This is a genomic window from Metapseudomonas resinovorans, assembly GCF_002003485.1.
Lineage (GTDB): Bacteria > Pseudomonadota > Gammaproteobacteria > Pseudomonadales > Pseudomonadaceae > Metapseudomonas > Metapseudomonas resinovorans_D.
Window position 1 is genome coordinate 64,235 of the sequence record NZ_BDMA01000006.1, and the last position, 17,115, is coordinate 81,349.

General features: G+C 64.4%; 17 protein-coding genes. 7 read left to right on the top strand and 10 right to left on the bottom strand.

Features of this window, described 5'->3' with window-relative positions; genetic code table 11:
- Positions 1 to 12 precede the first annotated feature (12 nt).
- The 9 genes from MnOB_RS01860 to MnOB_RS01900 form a co-directional block, all read right to left on the bottom strand.
- Complete coding sequence (locus MnOB_RS01860; RefSeq protein WP_077521413.1) at positions 13 to 675, bottom strand: response regulator transcription factor; 663 nt, start codon at positions 673 to 675, stop codon at positions 13 to 15.
- A gap of 53 nt (positions 676 to 728) precedes the next feature.
- Entirely contained in the window at positions 729 to 1,274 is a 546-nt protein-coding gene (locus tag MnOB_RS01865) for a PQQ-dependent catabolism-associated CXXCW motif protein (protein ID WP_077521415.1), read from the bottom strand.
- A 138-nt stretch (positions 1,275 to 1,412) separates the two neighbouring features.
- The gene (locus tag MnOB_RS01870; RefSeq protein ID WP_077521418.1) at positions 1,413 to 1,907 is read right to left on the bottom strand and encodes a hypothetical protein; all 495 of its coding nucleotides are present in this window, start codon (positions 1,905 to 1,907) and stop codon (positions 1,413 to 1,415) included.
- 17 nt (positions 1,908 to 1,924) lie between these two features.
- Positions 1,925 to 2,893: an SCO family protein gene (locus MnOB_RS01875; protein ID WP_077521420.1), complete on the bottom strand. Its 969-nt coding sequence runs from the start codon at positions 2,891 to 2,893 to the stop codon at positions 1,925 to 1,927.
- Positions 2,894 to 2,902: 9 nt separating this feature from the next.
- Positions 2,903 to 5,137, bottom strand: a complete 2,235-nt coding sequence (locus MnOB_RS01880; RefSeq protein WP_077521422.1) for a multicopper oxidase family protein — start codon at positions 5,135 to 5,137, stop codon at positions 2,903 to 2,905.
- A gap of 371 nt (positions 5,138 to 5,508) precedes the next feature.
- Complete coding sequence (locus MnOB_RS01885; RefSeq protein ID WP_077521424.1) at positions 5,509 to 6,303, bottom strand: ABC transporter permease; 795 nt, start codon at positions 6,301 to 6,303, stop codon at positions 5,509 to 5,511.
- Between the two features lie 156 nt (positions 6,304 to 6,459).
- Entirely contained in the window at positions 6,460 to 7,182 is a 723-nt protein-coding gene (locus MnOB_RS01890; protein WP_077521426.1) for an ABC transporter ATP-binding protein, read from the bottom strand.
- Positions 7,179 to 8,147 (bottom strand): YVTN family beta-propeller repeat protein, encoded by a 969-nt coding sequence (locus MnOB_RS01895; RefSeq protein ID WP_077521428.1) that lies wholly within the window; start codon positions 8,145 to 8,147, stop codon positions 7,179 to 7,181. The genes MnOB_RS01890 and MnOB_RS01895 overlap by 4 nt, the downstream gene beginning before the upstream one ends.
- A gap of 23 nt (positions 8,148 to 8,170) precedes the next feature.
- The gene (locus tag MnOB_RS01900; protein ID WP_077521430.1) at positions 8,171 to 9,367 is read right to left on the bottom strand and encodes an ABC transporter substrate-binding protein; all 1,197 of its coding nucleotides are present in this window, start codon (positions 9,365 to 9,367) and stop codon (positions 8,171 to 8,173) included.
- Positions 9,368 to 9,519: 152 nt separating this feature from the next.
- Here MnOB_RS01900 and MnOB_RS29350 point away from each other — a divergent pair, with 152 nt between their 5' ends.
- The 6 genes from MnOB_RS29350 (at position 9,520) to MnOB_RS01920 (ending at position 13,352) form a co-directional block, all read left to right on the top strand.
- A complete protein-coding gene (locus tag MnOB_RS29350; protein WP_265093675.1) occupies positions 9,520 to 9,654 on the top strand; it encodes a hypothetical protein in 135 nt (44 codons plus the stop codon).
- A 260-nt stretch (positions 9,655 to 9,914) separates the two neighbouring features.
- Complete coding sequence (locus tag MnOB_RS28730) at positions 9,915 to 10,070, top strand: hypothetical protein (RefSeq protein WP_158713759.1); 156 nt, start codon at positions 9,915 to 9,917, stop codon at positions 10,068 to 10,070.
- A 252-nt stretch (positions 10,071 to 10,322) separates the two neighbouring features.
- Entirely contained in the window at positions 10,323 to 10,760 is a 438-nt protein-coding gene (gene pedF / locus MnOB_RS01905) for a cytochrome c-550 PedF (RefSeq protein WP_077521432.1), read from the top strand.
- A gap of 5 nt (positions 10,761 to 10,765) precedes the next feature.
- Positions 10,766 to 11,644, top strand: coding sequence for a substrate-binding periplasmic protein (locus MnOB_RS01910; RefSeq protein WP_077521448.1), 879 nt, complete (start codon positions 10,766 to 10,768; stop codon positions 11,642 to 11,644).
- 13 nt (positions 11,645 to 11,657) lie between these two features.
- On the top strand, positions 11,658 to 12,407 hold the full coding sequence (locus tag MnOB_RS01915) for a quinoprotein dehydrogenase-associated SoxYZ-like carrier (RefSeq protein WP_077521434.1): 750 nt from the start codon (positions 11,658 to 11,660) through the stop codon (positions 12,405 to 12,407).
- Positions 12,408 to 12,416: 9 nt separating this feature from the next.
- Complete coding sequence (locus MnOB_RS01920) at positions 12,417 to 13,352, top strand: quinoprotein relay system zinc metallohydrolase 1 (RefSeq protein WP_077521436.1); 936 nt, start codon at positions 12,417 to 12,419, stop codon at positions 13,350 to 13,352.
- Positions 13,353 to 13,902: 550 nt separating this feature from the next.
- Here the strand turns inward: MnOB_RS01920 and MnOB_RS01925 are convergent.
- A complete protein-coding gene (locus MnOB_RS01925) occupies positions 13,903 to 14,916 on the bottom strand; it encodes an AI-2E family transporter (protein WP_077521438.1) in 1,014 nt (337 codons plus the stop codon).
- Positions 14,917 to 15,143: 227 nt separating this feature from the next.
- Between MnOB_RS01925 and MnOB_RS01930 the strand changes: the two genes are divergently transcribed.
- A complete protein-coding gene (locus tag MnOB_RS01930) occupies positions 15,144 to 16,928 on the top strand; it encodes a methanol/ethanol family PQQ-dependent dehydrogenase (protein WP_077521440.1) in 1,785 nt (594 codons plus the stop codon).
- The last annotated feature ends 187 nt before the right edge of the window (positions 16,929 to 17,115 follow it).

Here is a 17,115-nt window from a genome sequence, read left to right on the forward strand (position 1 = left end):
GTACCCGGATGGTCAGCGACGCAGGTAAGCAGTGAAGTCGATATCGCCGGCCGAGAGAATGGCCTGTACCCGGTTGTGCACGTTGAGCTTGCGCAGGATCGCGGAGACGTGGGCCTTCACGGTGGTCTCGGCGATGTCCAGGTTGTAGGCGATCTGCTTGTTCGACTCGCCCTTGGTCATCCGCTCCAGCACCAGCAACTGCTTGCGAGTCAGGGCCTGCAGCAGTTCGGGCGGGATACTGGCTTCATCATGGTGGCGGCGCGGCGAGGCCTTCTGCGTGCGGATGATGTCCGAAGGCAGGTAGACGTTGCCGTTGAGGATCTGCTCGATGGCGTCGGTCATCTGCGCGCGGGGTGAAGACTTGGTGATGAAACCCACCGCGCCATAGGTGATGGCCTGTAGTACCACCTGTTTGTCCTGCTCGGCGGAGACGATCACCACCGGCACGGTCGGTGCCTCGTTACGCAGGTTGATCAGCCCGTTCAGGCCGTGCATGCCCGGCATGTTCAGGTCGAGAAGAATCAGGTCCAGGTCGTCGTGCTCCTGGGTCAGCGCCAGCGCGCTGTCCAGGTCGGCGGTCTCCATCACTTCGCTTTCCGGAAAACCGTCGCTGATGACGTTATGGATGGCTTCGCGGAAGAGCGGGTGGTCATCGGCAATCAGAATCTTGTACACGGCCTTTCACCTCGTTTTTCTCATTATGGTGCGGCATGTCCGACCCTGCCGGGTCAGGGGAATGGCAAGGGATGGGCGGGCTGCAAGGGAAGCCCGGCCTGTTCCCAGGCATCGATGCCGTCACGGTACCAGTAGAGGTTGGTGTAGCCCAGCGCGGCAGCGCGTTTCACGGCGTTCCAGCTCAGCCAGCAATCGGAACGGCAGTAGAACACCAGCGGGCGGTCGCTGCGGCCCTGGCTGGCCTGTCGCAGATGGCGGCTGAAGTAACCCAGCCATTCCGCACTAAGTTCGCCATCGCCAGTGTTGGCCAGCCAGAGGCTGCCAGGCAGGTTGGCATGGGGTTCGTCTTCGATGAAGTTCCCTTGCAGCCACTGGCGGCGGTAGACGTCCACCAGCAGGGTATCGGGCTGTGCCTTCAACTGGGCCTGGAGCTGGGCGGTATCCAGGGTGCGGGCGGATTCGGCGCTGGCTGGGGTAGGGCTGCGGTAGCGGGTCAGGCGGTAGCCGTCCGTGGAGAACAGCGGGATGTCGGCTGCTTCACTGGCAATCGCGGGCAGCGCGAGGGCAACGCAGGCAAGGCAGGTGAGTAGGCGCTTCATGGCGGACGCTCTGTTCTTTTTATGCAGCCATTACAGGCCAGCGCCGCTGCTTTGGGAATTCGACGTTGAGAGGGGGTAACCGGTACCAAAGTAGTAGTTGGCCCTGCCGGCCCGCGCCCGGCAGCGGCCACCGGCAGGTCAGAAGTCAGGCGTCGAGAAGCTCGCTGTAGCGGCCGTGAGTTGGCCCTGGTCGACATTGAAGGTTAGCTGGAACGTGGCCAGCACGGGGATAGCGGTCGCCGTGGCCTTGGCGTTGACCGGCGTGATGAGAAAGGTCAACTCCACCACGTCGGTCGGGCGCAGTTCACGCACCACGCGGTTCTCGCCATGAGCGAAGAAGCGGGTCTTGCTGGCCAGTCCGGCCCCCACCACGTTGAGGAAGTCGATGAACAGGATGGCCCCCGGCGGCCCATTGAAGTCGGGGTCGCTGAATCCGGTGCTCCTGATGCGTGCGGTGCCCTTCAGGCTGATGTCCTCGGTGGCGGCAGTCACGGTGCCGGTGATGGGGACCAACAACTGGTCCGCACGGCGCGTGAACCGCGGCAGGGCGTTGGCGATGCCCGATGAGGTGGCTGCCACCAGGCCGGCGAAGGTCAGCAGCGCGGCGGGTAGATGCCTTCGATCGATGTTCATCTGTACCTCCTCGACCCTCAGGGGGTCGCCAGGCTCCCCTTGCTCGGCGGAAGGGGCGGCGGCGACTCCGACTGCCCCGATGGGGTCGCGCCTTGTTGTTCGAGATAGTGGATCAGCGCCTCCACATCCTCGTCACCCAGGTGCAGGTTGGGCATGCGCACCTGGTTGTGGCGACTGAACAGTTCCACGGCAATCGGGTCCCGTTGCTCCAGCATCTGATCTGGGGCCTTGATGAAGCGCCGCAACCAGTCCTTGTCACGTCGCGTGGTCACCCCGTGCAGATCGGGTCCCAGCGCCTCGCCATTACCGATGGTGTGGCAGGCCGCACAGGTCTTGCGGAATAGCAGGCGGCCGGCGTCGGGATTGGCGATGGGCGGAACGTCCGTATAGCTCTGGGCCGCCACCCCGCGCTGGTTCTGCCATCCCAGCAGAAAGGTGCTGATCTTGGCCGCGAGGAAGTTCGGGTTGTCCAGGGTGGATTGGCGCATCCACTGCCCGGTGGGTTCGTTGCCTATAGTCAGGCTGGTCAGGTGAGCGTCCGGGTCCTCGGCATCGGTGCTGGACCACAGGCCCAGCTTCCGCTGCGCCAGGCGAATGTCCTCCGGCTTGCCGGTCAGGAACAGCCAGTTCGGCCCCGCGTGGAACTTCTCGGCATAGGCCTTTAGCACCTCTGGCGTGTCGGTTTCGGGGTCGACGGTGATGGAGTAGAAGTGGATGTTCGCGGCCTGGTCCCCGAGTTGCCGCTGCACCCTGGCCAGGTTAGCCGTGCTGAGCGGACAGCTGTCCGGGCAGGAGGTGAAGATCATGTTGATCGCCACCATCTTGTCCTTCAGCAGATCCTGATAAAGGTGCACGGTTTGGCCGTCCTGGGTAATCAGAGGCACATCGGGGAAGTAGCCGGGGCCCCAGGGCTGCGCAGCGAGCGCAACTCCGCTGGCCGTCAGCGCGCTGACGGCCAGCAGTACCAACCATTTCAAGCTGCCCATGACGACCTCCTAGCGGAACGCGGTGGGCAGGATTTCGTCAGGCGCCACGAACCTGACGCCCTGCGGCGTCGGAATCGGCGTGGGCAGCGGTCGCAGGAAGGCGCCGCCGGCGTCGTCGATCTCCCAGCGCAGTAGCATGGCGTTGTCTTCGTGAGTGGTGTTGTGGCAGTGCTCCATGTACATCCCGCCGAAGTCACGGAACTGCATGGTGAGCGTGATGCTGCCTCCCGGGTGCAGGCGATAGACATCCTTGCGGCCGCGTTCCCAGGCCGGCACGTTGCTCGCCTTGCCGTCGCGGGCGAGGATCTGGCCCTCCTCGAAGTGGATGTGGATCGGGTGATCCCAGCCGCCGCCACCATTCCTCAAGGTCCAGATCTCGCGGGTGCCGAAGCGCGGTCCGGCCGAAACCCGACCGAAGTCCGCTGCCAGCGTGGTAACCCCGTCGACCTTGATGCCCCACGGGCCCAGGAAACTGGTGATCGGGTCAGCGCTGTTCTGCTTCGCGCCACGGCCGAACTCGAAGGTGCGCTGGGCGGCTACCGGTATCCTGGTCAAGTCCGGGTTCTGGATCAGTTGGTCCGGTACCTGGCTGACATCGGGCCGCGCCGGGTCGCGCACAATGCGGAACTCGAGGAAACGGCCCACGCAAGGATCGCTGGAATTGCCCGACAAGGCCTCGCGCAGGGACAGGTCCTCTTTCGGCCGTCGGCCATTTTCGTGTTCCGCGAGGTTTACGAACCACACCTTGTCGCCAACCTTGTAGCGCCTAAAGTCGATGACGATGTCGTAGCGCTCGGCGATGCCCATTTCGTCCAGCGTGTTGAGCACCACGGGCGTCGGTAGCAGGTTGCCGTCATTGGCGATCTGGATCATCGGCGAGGCGTCGCTCAGGGCCAGCTTGAAGAACCGCGCAACCGCCGCATTGAGGATGCGGAAGCGGTACTTGCGCCGCTCGACCTCGAAGAACGGCTTGTAGACCAGGTTCACCGTCATCACATCGCCGAGGAAACCGTCGAAGTCGAAGATATCCATCGCCAGTTGGCCTTCCTGGTCCCAGGCCTTGTCGGCGAGCATCAGGTTCACGTCGTAGTCCAGGTTGCCGAAGGACTTGGCCGAGCCGCTGGGCAGGCGCAGGTTCACCCCGTCGTTCATCTCCTCGTTGCCGCGGTCCAGGGAGCTGTAGAGGTTGAACATCCCGGCGTTGCCCTTGTACACGTTCTGCGAGGTGAAGCTGAACATGTGGTCATGGAACCAGTGGGTGCTCATGGTCTCCCGGTAGTCGCCCGGATACGGAACGATGCCTCCGCCATCGCTGGGAGCGCCGCAACGGGGGTCCGTCCCATCCTTGTTGATGCTGAAGTAGCCGCCGTGACAGATGGGGTAGTGGTAGTCGTAGAACTGGCCGGGGAAAAAGTAGGCCCCGGTGAATCCGTCGTTTTCGGCACCGTGGTGGCCGTTGTGCTCGTGGGTGCTGATGGTGTGGATGCCGAATCCGCCGTTGGCGGCCGGGTCCTCCGGCAAGCGGTTGTGGTGTCGGAAGATGATGGAGTCGTGGTAACGGCCGATCAGCAGCTTGGGCGGCAGGGTGCCGTTGAAGGTCCACATCGCCAGCGGTCCCTGGTCAGGCAGGCCAGGGTGGAATGCCGGGCGCAGGTCCCGCGCTGGATCGATGCCCGAATTGAGGTTCGACGGCACCCCGGGGTTGTAGTTCTTGTTGACCTTGGCGCCTTCCTGGGTGACTTCGACGATGAACCTGGGCGGGAAAGTATCCCATTGCTGGTGAGCCCAGATCGGTCCCGGCGGTCGCCCTTCGATGGGGCCGTAGCCACCACCCAGCACCGCCGGCACCGGGCGCTGCGTCGTGTTCGCCTGCACCATGGGGTCCGGCCCGGGCACGCCCGGTCTGGATGGGATCGGGTTCATCACACCGGTGTTCGGTGTGAAGGGCTTGCGTGGCAGCACGTCGAAGCGCGGCATGGGTTGGGTGAATGCCTGGACACCGAACAACGGGCTGGGTGGCAGACCCGTGGGGATATCGAATGAATCGGCGTAGGCGCTGCTGGTGAAGGGGCTCAGTCCGTGGACTGGAAGCAGCAGTCCGCTGGAGGTGGCCAGACCCCATTTGATGAAATCACGTCGTGTGACTTCACCCTTGGCGAGGGCACTCGCCAGTTCTGCGAAGTTCCTTCGAGCATTTTCTGCTTCCCTGAGTCGTGCCCTGGACACATCTCGTGGGAGGTACATCTACCCCTCCTCAATAGTGGCGCCCCTGGAAGGGCCCCTGCGCAGGAACTGGATGCAGAGGCAAGGCTCCCGGCCGCCGAGGCCCGGAAGAACGAAAGTACATGGAATGAGCAGGGAGCTTTCGCGCGGCACGTCCCAAGGCTGGCCTCGCTTCCCGCAGGCCACTCTCAATGACTGAATGAGACAGCAGGACGTTTCTGTATCGCTTTCCAGTTTCGTTGAAACATCCTGTTACGAATAGGGGGTACTGTCAATCAGCCATCGTGCGCTTGCTCAGTCTCTTTAAGACTAAGGAAGTGCATTTCATTCCCACGGGACACAACGAAAACTCCAGTGTTTCCCGAGCGTTACAGTGCTCCCTGGTGGTGCAGCTAACCGGCCCTGCGCAAGGCCGCATGCTGCGGGTTGAAACTCAGCAGCGCGGCCATGGCGAAGGCCAGCGTCAGGGCCAGGCAGATGGCAACCGCCAATGGGTTGAAGCGCTCGTAGAGGGCGAAGCGCACCATCTCGACCGCGTGACTGAAGGGGTTGAGTGCGCAGAGCCAGTACAGCCATTCGCTGGCCTCGCGCATCTTCCAGAGCGGATAGAGCGCCGACGACAGGAAGAACAGCGGAAAGATCACGAAATTCATCACTCCGGCGAAGTTTTCCAGCTGGCGAATACCGTTTGAGAGCAGCAGCCCCAGGGCGCTGAGCAGCAACGCTGCCAGCAGCAGTGCCGGCAAGGCGGCGAGCAGCCCGAAGGCCGGCGGCTGCACACCGTAGAGCCAGGCGATGGCGAGGAACGCATAGACCTGCAGCAGCGATACCAGCGATGTGGCCAGCAAGCGGGACGCCAGGAGGAATGGACGGGGCAGGGGGCTGGTGAGCAGCAGGCGCATGCTGCCCATCTCGCGGTCGTAGACCATCGACAGCGAACCCTGCATGCCGTTGAACAGCAGGATCATGCAGGCCAGGCCCGGGACTATGTAGGTCTCGTAGGTGATGTAGGTGTCGTAGGGCTCGATGATGGCGATGCCCAGGGCCGCGCGGAAGCCGGCGGCGAACACCAGAAGCCACAGCAATGGGCGCACCAGGGCGCTGAGAAAACGGGTGCGCTGCAGCACGAAACGCAGCCACTCACGCAGCAGGATGCCGCGCAGGCAATGCCAGTAGGGAGCGAACATCGTTACGCCTCCGAGGATAGGTAGGGTGCGCTGCGCGCACCGCAAAGGCTTGTGTAATGCACGTGCTGCCACGTCGCGCGGATTCGGTGCGCATGGCGCACCCTACGGTCAAGTTCTTCGCGTAGGGTGCGCCGCGCGCACCGATTGGGCGCCTGTTCATGCACATGCCGTCAGCCGCTCGAACGCTGCGGCCAGGCCGCCTTCCTGCTGCGCGCCCAGGCTGGCGGCGTGATCGTTGGCGATGATCCGTCCCTGGTTGAGTATCAGCAGCCGGTCCTCGGGCCGCACCTCGTCCAGCAGGTGGGTGGTCCAGAGCACGGTAACGTCCTGTTCCCGACAGAGCTGTCGAACATGCTTGTTGAGCGCGTCGCGGCTGGCCGGATCGAGGCCGGCGCTGGCCTCGTCCAGCAATAGCAGGCGTGGCTCGTGGAGCAGCGCGCGGGCGATCTCCACCCGCCGCCGGTGTCCTCCATTGAGCAGGCGCACACTGTCGTTCCGACGCGATCCCAATTGCTGGCGTTCCAGCTCCCGCTCAATGCGCTGCGTGGCCACCTTGCCGGGCAAGCCATGGAGCGCAGCGTGGTAACGCAGGTTCTGTTCAACACTGAGGTCCAGGTCCAGCGTGCTCTGCTGGAACACCACCCCAAGTTGTGCAAGGGCCTTGCGCGGCTCCTGGCGCAAGGAGAAGCCGCAGACGCGAATCTCGCCCTGGCGCAGGTCGTAGAGCCGGGTGAGCAGTGCGACCAGGGTGGATTTGCCCGCGCCATTGGGGCCGAGCAGGGCGGTGAAGCTGCCTGATTCCAGGTGGAAGCCGACCCTGTCCAGGGCGCGGCGCGGACCGTAGGCAAACGACAGGTCAATCAGATCGAGTGCGTTCACGGGGTCACCACCACGCCCCAGGGGTAACGGCCGACCTTGATCGACTTGGTCACCTTCAGGCTGTCGACATCGATCACCGAGACATCGCCGCTGATGCCATTGGTGGCCAGCAGGCGCTTCTCGTCCGGGGTGAACGCCAGGTGCCAGACGCGGCGTCCCACCAGCAGGTAGTCGAGGATTTCATAAGTGCTGGTATCGACCACCGCGACGTGGTTGGCGGGCCCCAGCGCGACGAAGGCGTACTTGCCGTCGCGAGTCAGCTTCACCCCCACCGGCTGCACCTTGTCCGGATGCACGCCCTTGATCTGGAACTTGAGCACCTTCTGCACCTGGCGGCTGGCGACGTCCACCACCGAGACCGTGCCTCCAATTTCGGCCGAGGCCCAGAGCTGCTTGCCGTCTTGGGTGAACTCCACATGGCGCGGGCGCTGGTCCACCAGGGTGTTGTCCACCAGTTGCTGGGTGGAGGTGTCGATCCAGTGCAGCATGTTGGTGGTTTCGCTGGTGTTGATCGCCCATTGGCCATCCGGGCTCACCGCCATGCCTTCGGGCTCCACGCCCACGTCGATCTGCGCCAGTACCTGATCGCTCTGGGTGTCGACCACGGTCACCAGGGCGTCGTCTTCGTTGGAGATGTACAGCCAGCGGTCATTGGGGTGCAGGGCGAACTGCTCGGGGTCGGCGCCGGAGGGAAGCTCCTTGATGATCTTGCGGGTGGCGAGGTCCATTACCTGCACCGTGTCGGAATCGCTGGCGCAGATGTACAGCAGCCTGTTGTCGCTGGACAGCAGCAGGCCGCGGGGGCGCTTACCGACCTCCAGGCTCCCGGTGACCTCCAGGCTATCCAGGTCGATGACACTGATGTTGTTGTCCTTTTCATTGGACACGTAAGCGGTGGCGGCCAGGGCCTGGCCAGCGAAGAGCAGCAAGGCTGAGCCGATGGCAGCGGCAAGGGGAGCGGGCATGGCGAATTTCCTTCTTGTTGTGGTCAGTGCGCTGCGGCGAACTGGCGGCAGGTGCTTTCGGGACGGTCGAAGCCGAGACTGTCCAGCTCGCTGACCGGGTGCAGGAAACCCTCCTGGGGCGAGGTGCTGACCAGGGCGCGGGGATGCACCAGGGGAATGGGCTGGCGCAACTGGCCGTCCCAGTCGCGGTAGCTCAGCTTGCGGCCCTTGAACCCATCCAGCGGCAGGTCGGCGGACAGGGCCAGCGTGCGGATGGTTTGAGCGTCAGCGTTCTTCAGGCGGGTCACGGCGCTGGCGATGCTTCGCACGGCGATCCAAGCGGCGAAATCGCGGTCGTTCATCCAGCGCCCGGCGAGGGCTTCAAAGCGTTTCTGCAACTGTGCGGCGCCGTAGGTTTCCACTGTCTTGTGCCAGCCGGTGGGCGTCAGCCCCTGGGTGCCGGCCACCGGGCGCGGGTACCAGGTGTTGTAGGGCAGGTACTCGCCGAAATCGCCGCGCTCATCTGCCACCAGCACCACGTCGTACTCGCTGGCCTGGGTGAACAGCGGCATCTCCGCCTGGGCGCTGCGGCGCTGATCGTTATCGAAGGTCCAGGGTTTCTCTTCGACGATCTTCGCGCCAAAGCGTCCGGCGGCGCGGCGCAGGGCAGCGGCGTAGGCCAAGTCGTCCAGCGTCTCGCCGGTCACCAGCATCCAGCGCTGCCAGCGGCGGGAGGCGAGGAATTGCGCCAGGGCATCGGCCAGCATCGCGCGGTTGGGCAGGCTGTGCAGCAGGTTGCCGCGACACTGTTCGCCCCTCAGTTCGTCGCTGGCGCTGCCGGCGTTGAACAGCAGGCTGTCCGGGAGGGCATCGGCCAGTTGCAGCAGCTCCTTCGCCGGGACGTTGACCACGAACAGGCGCAGGCCCTGTTCATGCAGTGCCCGCGCCTGGGTCAGCAACGCCTCGGGCGTGCCGGTGCGCACGGCGCTCAGCGCATAGCTCTGCTTGAGGAAGCGGCCGGTGCTGTTGCTGTCGATGATGGCGAGTTCGGCGCCGCGCAGGCCGGCATCTTCCGGTTCGGGAATCACATTGGACAGCAGCGGGCCGCGCGCGGGCTCCCAGGCCAGATAACCGATGCGCACCTCCAGGCCGTCGTCTTCAGCGTGGACATGTGTCGCGACCAGGGCGGCGCTGGTCAGCGCCAGCAAGTAGGTTAGGCCGTGGAGCAGGTAATGGCGCATTTCATGGCTCCTCTGAACGTGGAGCCAGCATAGGAAGGGGGCAGGGTCTGGGAAATATGAAGAAAGTACCGGTCGGGCGGTACCAAGGTAGTAGAAGGCGGGCGGCGACCAGGCCCTAGGATGACCAAACAAAAACCAGAAGGAAGCCGCCCATGCGCATCCTCAAGCACTTGCTGTTGCCCTTGCTGCTGATCCTCAGCCTGCTCGGCTTCGACCGCGTCGGCCCATCCGGCTTACACCACCAGGGCAGCGCCTCGGTGTTGCCGGTCATTTGGCTGGAAGATTGAAGCGCCGCCTCGGCGAGAGTGAGCACGGCGCGGAAGAGAATTGGTGCGCGCGGCGCACCCTACGGTTGGCCGAGTGCCGGTAGGGCACTCATCTTGCCTTCCTCTCCGGCACCTGCCGCTGTCTCCGCAAGAGGCTTCCGCCAGGTACGGCGGAAGTGATCGCCACGAAGGTATTACCCAGTCGATACCAAGGTAGCAAGGTCAGCCAGGGGGCTGGGACCTAGCATGACGGACACAGGAACCTTCAAGAGGATTCCGCCATGCTCGTCATCAAGCATCTTCTGTTTCCGCTACTCGTGCTCTGCTGCGTGCTCGAGTTTGAACTCGCCAGGGCCTCCAGCGATCCGGCTGGCCATGGCCTTCACCCGGCGGGCCAGAACCTTCCCCCCTTGGCGCTGTACTCCAGAGCCAACTGAATAGCCTGATCTCTCCCGCTTTCACACGACTCGCTCGCTGGCGAATGGCTCCCCGCTGTTCGCCGGCACGCTCGCGCGTGCACGTTTGCGTTGCCGCCTGCGGGCCTTTCGTTTGCCTCCACCCGCATTACTACCAAGGGAGTAGGGCCAGGCCACCAAAGCAGGATGGGGGTGTTGGCGGGGGCTTCTTACCATTTCCTCACAGCGCTCCCACCGGGGCGCCGCCTTGCACAGCTAATGAGGATGTACGTGATGAACAAGAACAGCGCACTGCGCGGCCTCGCATTCCTGGCCGGTCTGACCCTCAGCGGAATCGTCCTGGCCCACGGCGACGTGGTGCCCCAGGCAGTGAACACCGAAGGCCTGGAGCAGTTGGGCAAGGAGTGGCGCGAAGAGAACCCGTACCGCGCGCCCTATGCCCAGCATGACCTGGCGGTTGAGATCGGTTCCTCCGCCTACAACCAGAACTGCGCGCGCTGTCATGGCCTGGAAGCCAAGTCCGGTGGTATCGCGCCCGACCTGCGCTTCCTGGAAACCGACGCCAGCGGCGATGAGTGGTTCAAGGAGCGCGTGATCAATGGCGCAGTGCGCGACGGCGCGGTGTACATGCCGAAGATGGCCGACTTCCTCAGTCAGGAAGCGCTCTGGGCCATCCGCACCTACCTGGAAAGCGTACACGTGGACGAGTGATCGCCATGCGCCTGCTGGTCCTGTTGTGCTGGCTGCTGTGCCTGCCCCTGGTGCAGGCACAGGTGCGCCCCTATGACGATATCGTCGACTCGGGTGTGCTGCGGGTAGCCGTCTACGAGAACTTCGCGCCCTACAGCTTCAAGGAAGGCGGCCAGGCACGCGGGGTGGATATAGACCTTGCTAACGCCCTGGCCGAGGGGCTCGGGCTGAAGCTGGAACTGCTCTGGGTCACGCCGGGAGAGCGGCTTGACGACGACCTGCGCAACTTCATCTGGAAGGGGCACTACATGCGCCCCGGCGTGCTCGCCGATGTGATGCTGCGGGTGCCTTACGACCGCGACTACTCGCAGAAACGCAATGACGTGGGCGAGTTGGCCAACGAGCAGGTGGTGATGTTCGGCCCCTATCAGCGCGAGCGCTGGCAGGTCGCCTACGACAGCCGGCGCCTGCCCGAGGTGCCGAGCATCGGGGTGTTCCAGTTCCATCCCATCGGCGTGGAGCTGGAAAGCGTGCCGTCCTTCTACCTCACCTCGGTATTCGCCGGGCGCCTGTCGCGCAATACCCACCACTATCCGGGGCCGGCGGCTGCCTTCGAAGGCATGCGCAAGGGCGAGGTGGATGCGGTGATGGCCCTGCGCGGGGAGCTGGACTGGCTGGAACATCAGGCTCACGACCCGCAGATTCTCAATGCCGACAACACCTATCCCAACCTCGGCCAGCCCGAATGGGACATCGGCATGGCGGTGCACGAGAGCAATCGCCAGCTCGCCAACGCCGTGGAAGAAGCCCTCGACGGCATGGTGCGTGACGGCCGCATGGAAAAGCTCTACGCCGCCTACGGCCTGCGCTACGAGTTGCCGGGGCTCTATCAGGACGTTCAATAGCCGGAGGTGCGGGATGCACAGGCGTTCGTTGCTGCTGTTGGGATTACTCGGGGCCAGCGCGCCGTTGCTGGGCGCTGGCCAGGACCCGGTCGAATCGGTCATGTGGGACTACTTCCACCAGCGGATTCTTGCTGGCCAGCCCTTCGTCCACGACCCCAAGGTGGTGCTGGTCGCACCGCCGTTTGCCGAGGATTCGCGCCAGGTGCCGATCCAGGTGGACGCCAGCGCCTATGCAGGTCAGGTGGTGAAGATCATGGCCTGGGCCGAGCTCAACCCGATTCCGCAGATATTCATCTTCCAGCCCGGCGAGCGGGTGGCGCCGGTGCTGGCCATCCGCATCCGCGTCGAGCAGGCCACGCCCATCCGCGCCGCCGTGCTGACCCGCGACGGCCTCTGGCATATCGGCTCCACCCGCGTCGATGCGGCGGGCGGTGGCTGCACCGCACCCAGTGTGGTGCGCGCCCAGGCCGGCTGGGAGGATCGCCTGGGCCAGGTCCACGGCGGCCGCTTCTCCCATGGAGACAGCAACCGCCTGCGCATGCGCATCGAACACCCCATGGACAACGGCCTGGTCGGCGGCATCCCCGAGTTCTTCCTCAACCAGGCTGAACTGCGTGACGCCGGCGGCCAGGTACTGGCCAGCCTCGAACTGTTCCCGGCGGTGAGCGAGAACCCCACCATCAGCCTGGAAGTGCAGGGCAACGAGGAAGCCAGGCTGTGGTTGCGCGACAACAACGGCAACGAATTCGAGGCCAGTTTCTAAGGAGGGACCATGCGCCTGATCGCCCTATTACTGGCCTGCGTCGCCATCGCCGCCCAGGCCGAGCAGGACTACGCACTCAGCCCCAGACAGATCGCCGAGGGGACCTGGCTGCTGGAAGGCAGCACCGACAATTTCGACAAGGCCAACGGCGGCAACATCGTCAACACCGGCTTTATCGTTACCGACGCGGGTGTCGTGGTGATCGACACCGGGCCGTCGAAGGCCTATGGCGAGGCCATGCGCCGCGCGATCAAGCAGGTAACCGACCGGCCCGTGGCCCTGGTGCTCCTGACCCACCATCACCCGGACCATGTGCTGGGCAACCAGGCGTTCACCGATGTGCCCATCGCCGCGCTGGCCGGTACCCGCAAGCTTCTGGACGAGCAGGGCAACGGCATGGCGGAGAACATGTACCGCCTGGTCGGCGACTGGATGCGCGGCACCGAGGTTGTCCTGCCGACCGAAACGCTGGAGCCCGGCGAGCGTGAGGTCGGCGGTCACCGATTGAGATTGCTGGCCTTGCAGGGTCACACCGGCGCCGACCTCGCCGTGCTGGATGAACGCACCGGCGTGCTCTTCGCCGGCGACCTGTTGTTTTACCAGCGCGCCCTGACCACGCCCAACAGCCCCGGTCTGGAGGCCTGGCAGGCGGATATCGACACGCTGGAGGCGCAGCCCTGGAAAGTCCTGGTACCTGGCCACGGTCCTATCAGCGAGGACAAGGCGCCGTTCGCGCAGATGCGCGACTACCTGGGCTGGCTGGATGGGGTGCTGAAAGAGGCGGCGGGGAAGGGCGAGGAGATGAACGAGGTGATTCGCACACCCATCCCCCAGCGTTTTGCGTTAGTAAACCTGAGCCGCTACGAGCTGATCCGCACCGTCAGCCACCTGTACCCGAAGTACGAATTGGCGCGAATGCCGAGGGTGGATAACCCAACGGAATGAACGAAGCTGGTGAACCGGCGCAGGCTTCCATTCGTAGGGTGCGCCGTGCGCACCGGCAATTTTGCGCAAGGGTTCCGGTGCGCGCAGCGCACCCTACGGTCGAGTTCGGGCGGGGGTTAGACCAGCTCCGCGTAGGGTGCGCCATGCGCACCGATGAACCCGCGCAGGCTTCCATTCGTAGGGCGCGCCGTGCGCACCGGCAATCTTGCGCAAGGGTTTCGGTGCGCGCAGCGCACCCTACAGTCGAGTTCGGGCGGGGGTTAGACCAGCTCCACGTAGGGTGCGCCATGCGCACCGATGAGCCCGCGCAGTCGCTTCCACTCGTAGGGTGCGCCGTGCGCACCGGCAATCTTGCGCAAGGGTTTCGGTGCGCGCAGCGCACCCTACGGTCGAGTTCGGGCGGGGGTTAGACCAGCTCCACGTAGGGTGCGCCATGCGCACCGATGAACCCGCGCAGGCTTCCATTCGTAGGGTGCGCCGTGCGCACCGGCAATCTTGCGCCAGGGTTTCGGTGCGCGCAGCGCACCCTACGGTCGAGTTCGGGCGGGGGTTAGACCAGCTCCGCGTGCTTCAACTCGCTCTTCAGGTAGGCGTAATAGATCGGCGCCGCCACCAGCCCCTGCAAGCCAAAGATCGCCTCGAACGCGAGCATGGCCAGCAGCAGTTCCCAAGCCCTGGCGCTGATCTGGCCGCCGACGATGCGGGCGTTGAGGAAGTATTCCAGCTTGTGGATGGCGATCAGGTAGCCCAGCGCGCCGACCGCCACCCAGAGCGATACCGAGAAGCCGGCGATGAAGATCAGCGTGTTGGACATCAGGTTGCCGATCACCGGCAAGAGGCCAAGCAGGAAGGTCAGCAGGATCAGGACCTTGGTCAGTGGCATTTGGATGTCCATTAGCGGCAGCACTACCGCCAGGAAGATGCCGGTGAGGGTGGTGTTGACCAGGGAGATCTTGATCTGCGCGAAGACGATGTTGCGGAACGCGGTGACCAGCAGGGCCATGCGCTCCAGCAGCAGGCGGCTGAGCGGACGCAAGGTCTCGAAATTGGGGATGGGCTGCAGCGCGATGATGGCGCCGAGGATCATGCCGATCAGCATGGTCACGAAGGTATGCGCCGCGCCTTTGCCCAGCAGTTGCAGCTGCCCGACATGAGCGCGCAGCCAATCCATCAGTTCGCGGCGCAGGTCGTCGGCGCTGGCTGGCAGATAGTTCTCGACGGACGCTGGCAGTTGTGCCCGGGCCTGTTCGGTGAGGGTGATGAACTTCTCCAGCAACTGGCCGGGGTTGCGCACTTCCTGCGTCACCACGCCGGCGATCCATACGAAGAACAGTGACAACAGGCTCACCACCAGGGTGCCCAGCAACGCTACCGCTAGCCAACGCGCGCGCCGGCCGCCGGGAATCACGGGCTGCAGGCGCGGCGCCAGGCTGATGACCAGTTCATAGACCAGCAACCCCGACAGCAGGGAAGGCAGGAGCCGGAAGGGCAGTACCAGCAGCAGGCCGAGGAGAACGATGGCCCAGCTGGCCAGGAGCAGTTGACGATCACTGAAGACTTGCATAGGTCCCGGGGTATTGGAGTGCAAAGCAGGGGCGGCAGTCTGCCAGTGGTAGACGCCGCAGCACAATCGGCAGCTGAAGTATGCGAGGGATTGTCGGTATTGCTACCAACGGAGTAGGAAAATCCGCACTGCGTCCAATTGTTGGCCTGGCGCGGCAAACCAAGAATTTGCGGCAGACCGGGAAATTTTTCCGGATCACAACAACAAGCCCGCAGAGGTAGCCGTCAATGAAGCTCGCCACACTCAAACCGCCTTTTGCCCGGACGCTGCTCGGCGTCGCGCTGGTGCTGCCCAGTAGCCTGGCGCTGGCCGGTGTCACCGACCAGGAAATCCTCGATGACGCCAAATCCACCGACCAGGTGGTGACCAACGGCCTGGGCCTGCAAGGCCAGCGCTACAGCACCCTGGAGGCACTCAACAGCGACAACGTGCAGCAGCTGCGCCCGGTTTGGGCACTTTCCTTCGGCGGTGAGAAGCAGCGTGGCCAGCAGGCCCAGCCGCTGGTGAAAGATGGCGTGATGTACGTCACCGGCTCCTACTCGCGGGTCTTCGCTGTCGATGCGCGCACTGGCAAGAAGCTCTGGCAATACGATGCCCGCCTGCCCGACGGCATCATGCCTTGCTGCGACGTGATCAACCGTGGCGTGGCCCTCTACGACGACCTGGTGATCTTCGGCACCCTCGACGCCAAGTTGGTGGCCCTGAACAAGGACACCGGCAAGGTGGTCTGGCGCAAGACCGTGGCCGACTACAAGGCCGGCTACTCCATCTCCGCGGCACCGCTGGTGGTGAAGGGCAAGCTGATCACCGGCGTGGCCGGTGGCGAGTTCGGCGTGGTGGGCAAGGTCGAAGCCTACAACCCGAAGAACGGCGAACTGCTGTGGAGCCGTCCGACCGTGGAAGGCCACATGGGCTACGTCTACAAGGACGGCAAGAAGGTCGAGAGCGGCATCTCCGGCGGCGAAGCCGGCAAGACCTGGCCCGGCGACCTGTGGAAGACCGGCGGTGCCGCGCCCTGGCTGGGCGGCTACTACGACCCGGATACCGACACCCTGCTGATCGGCACCGGCAACCCCTCGCCGTGGAACTCCCACCTGCGTCCGGGCGACAACCTGTATTCCTCCTCGCGCCTGGCCCTGAATCCGGAAGACGGTTCCATCAAGTGGCACTTCCAGACCACGCCGCACGATGGCTGGGACTTCGACGGCGTCAACGAACTGGTGTCCTTCGACTACAAGGATGGCGGCAAGACCGTGAAGGCCGCTGCGACCGCCGACCGCAACGGCTTCTTCTATGTGCTGGACCGCACCAACGGCAAGTTCATCCGTGGCTTCCCCTTCGTCGACACCGTGACCTGGGCCAAGGGCCTGGACAAGGAAGGCCGTCCGATCTACGACGACGCCAAGCGTCCGGGCGCGCCGGCTACCGATGGCAAGCACGGCAGCTCGGTGTTCGTCGCGCCGTCCTTCCTCGGTGGCAAGAACTGGATGCCTATGGCCTACAGCCAGGACACCGGCCTGTTCTACGTGCCCTCCAACGAGTGGGGCATGGACATGTGGAACGAGAACATCTCCTACAAGAAGGGGGCGGCCTACCTGGGCGCCGGTTTCACCATCAAACCGCTGAACGAGGATTACATCGGCGTGCTGCGCGCCATCGATCCGAAGTCCGGCAAGGAAGTCTGGCGCTACAAGAACTATGCGCCGCTCTGGGGCGGAGTGCTGGCGACCAAGGGCAACCTGGTGTTCACCGGCAACCCCGAGGGCTACCTGATGGCCTTCGACGCCAAGTCCGGCAAGAAACTCTATGAGTTCAATACCGGTTCCGGCGTGATCGGTTCGCCCATCACCTGGGAAATGGACGGTGAGCAGTACGTCTCCGTGCTGTCCGGCTGGGGTGGCGCGGTGCCGCTCTGGGGTGGCGAGGTGGCCAAACGCATCAAGGACCTGAACCAGGGCGGCATGCTCTGGACCTTCAAGCTGCCGAAGGCAGAAGCCGTAGCCAAACGCTGATGCGCTGCAAGGCCCGCTCCGGCGGGCCTTGTTCGTTGGAACTTGGGAAACCATTGAGGACGCAGGATGAAGCCGCTCGGGTAGGGTGCGCCGTGCGCACCGGCGGTTTGACGGGGTGCCGAGGCGGACCCTGGTATCGGTGCGCACAGTGTTCAGCCGGGATACATGGGTAACGCCTGTCGGGGGA

Excerpts from the sequence above, each read along its gene's own strand:
- MnOB_RS29350 (WP_265093675.1), top strand. The coding sequence starts at position 9,520 with ATGCGCATCCTCAAGCACTTGCTGTTGCCCTTGCTGCTGATCCTCAGC.
- MnOB_RS01910 (WP_077521448.1), top strand. The coding sequence starts at position 10,766 with ATGCGCCTGCTGGTCCTGTTGTGCTGGCTGCTGTGCCTGCCCCTGGTG.
- MnOB_RS01865 (WP_077521415.1), bottom strand. The coding sequence starts at position 1,274 with ATGAAGCGCCTACTCACCTGCCTTGCCTGCGTTGCCCTCGCGCTGCCC.
- MnOB_RS01915 (WP_077521434.1), top strand. The coding sequence starts at position 11,658 with ATGCACAGGCGTTCGTTGCTGCTGTTGGGATTACTCGGGGCCAGCGCG.
- MnOB_RS01880 (WP_077521422.1), bottom strand. The coding sequence starts at position 5,137 with ATGTACCTCCCACGAGATGTGTCCAGGGCACGACTCAGGGAAGCAGAA.
- MnOB_RS28730 (WP_158713759.1), top strand. The coding sequence starts at position 9,915 with ATGCTCGTCATCAAGCATCTTCTGTTTCCGCTACTCGTGCTCTGCTGC.
- MnOB_RS01930 (WP_077521440.1), top strand. The coding sequence starts at position 15,144 with ATGAAGCTCGCCACACTCAAACCGCCTTTTGCCCGGACGCTGCTCGGC.
- MnOB_RS01925 (WP_077521438.1), bottom strand. The coding sequence starts at position 14,916 with ATGCAAGTCTTCAGTGATCGTCAACTGCTCCTGGCCAGCTGGGCCATC.
- MnOB_RS01870 (WP_077521418.1), bottom strand. The coding sequence starts at position 1,907 with ATGAACATCGATCGAAGGCATCTACCCGCCGCGCTGCTGACCTTCGCC.
- MnOB_RS01895 (WP_077521428.1), bottom strand. The coding sequence starts at position 8,147 with ATGCCCGCTCCCCTTGCCGCTGCCATCGGCTCAGCCTTGCTGCTCTTC.
- MnOB_RS01920 (WP_077521436.1), top strand. The coding sequence starts at position 12,417 with ATGCGCCTGATCGCCCTATTACTGGCCTGCGTCGCCATCGCCGCCCAG.
- pedF (WP_077521432.1), top strand. The coding sequence starts at position 10,323 with ATGAACAAGAACAGCGCACTGCGCGGCCTCGCATTCCTGGCCGGTCTG.
- MnOB_RS01900 (WP_077521430.1), bottom strand. The coding sequence starts at position 9,367 with ATGCGCCATTACCTGCTCCACGGCCTAACCTACTTGCTGGCGCTGACC.
- MnOB_RS01885 (WP_077521424.1), bottom strand. The coding sequence starts at position 6,303 with ATGTTCGCTCCCTACTGGCATTGCCTGCGCGGCATCCTGCTGCGTGAG.
- MnOB_RS01875 (WP_077521420.1), bottom strand. The coding sequence starts at position 2,893 with ATGGGCAGCTTGAAATGGTTGGTACTGCTGGCCGTCAGCGCGCTGACG.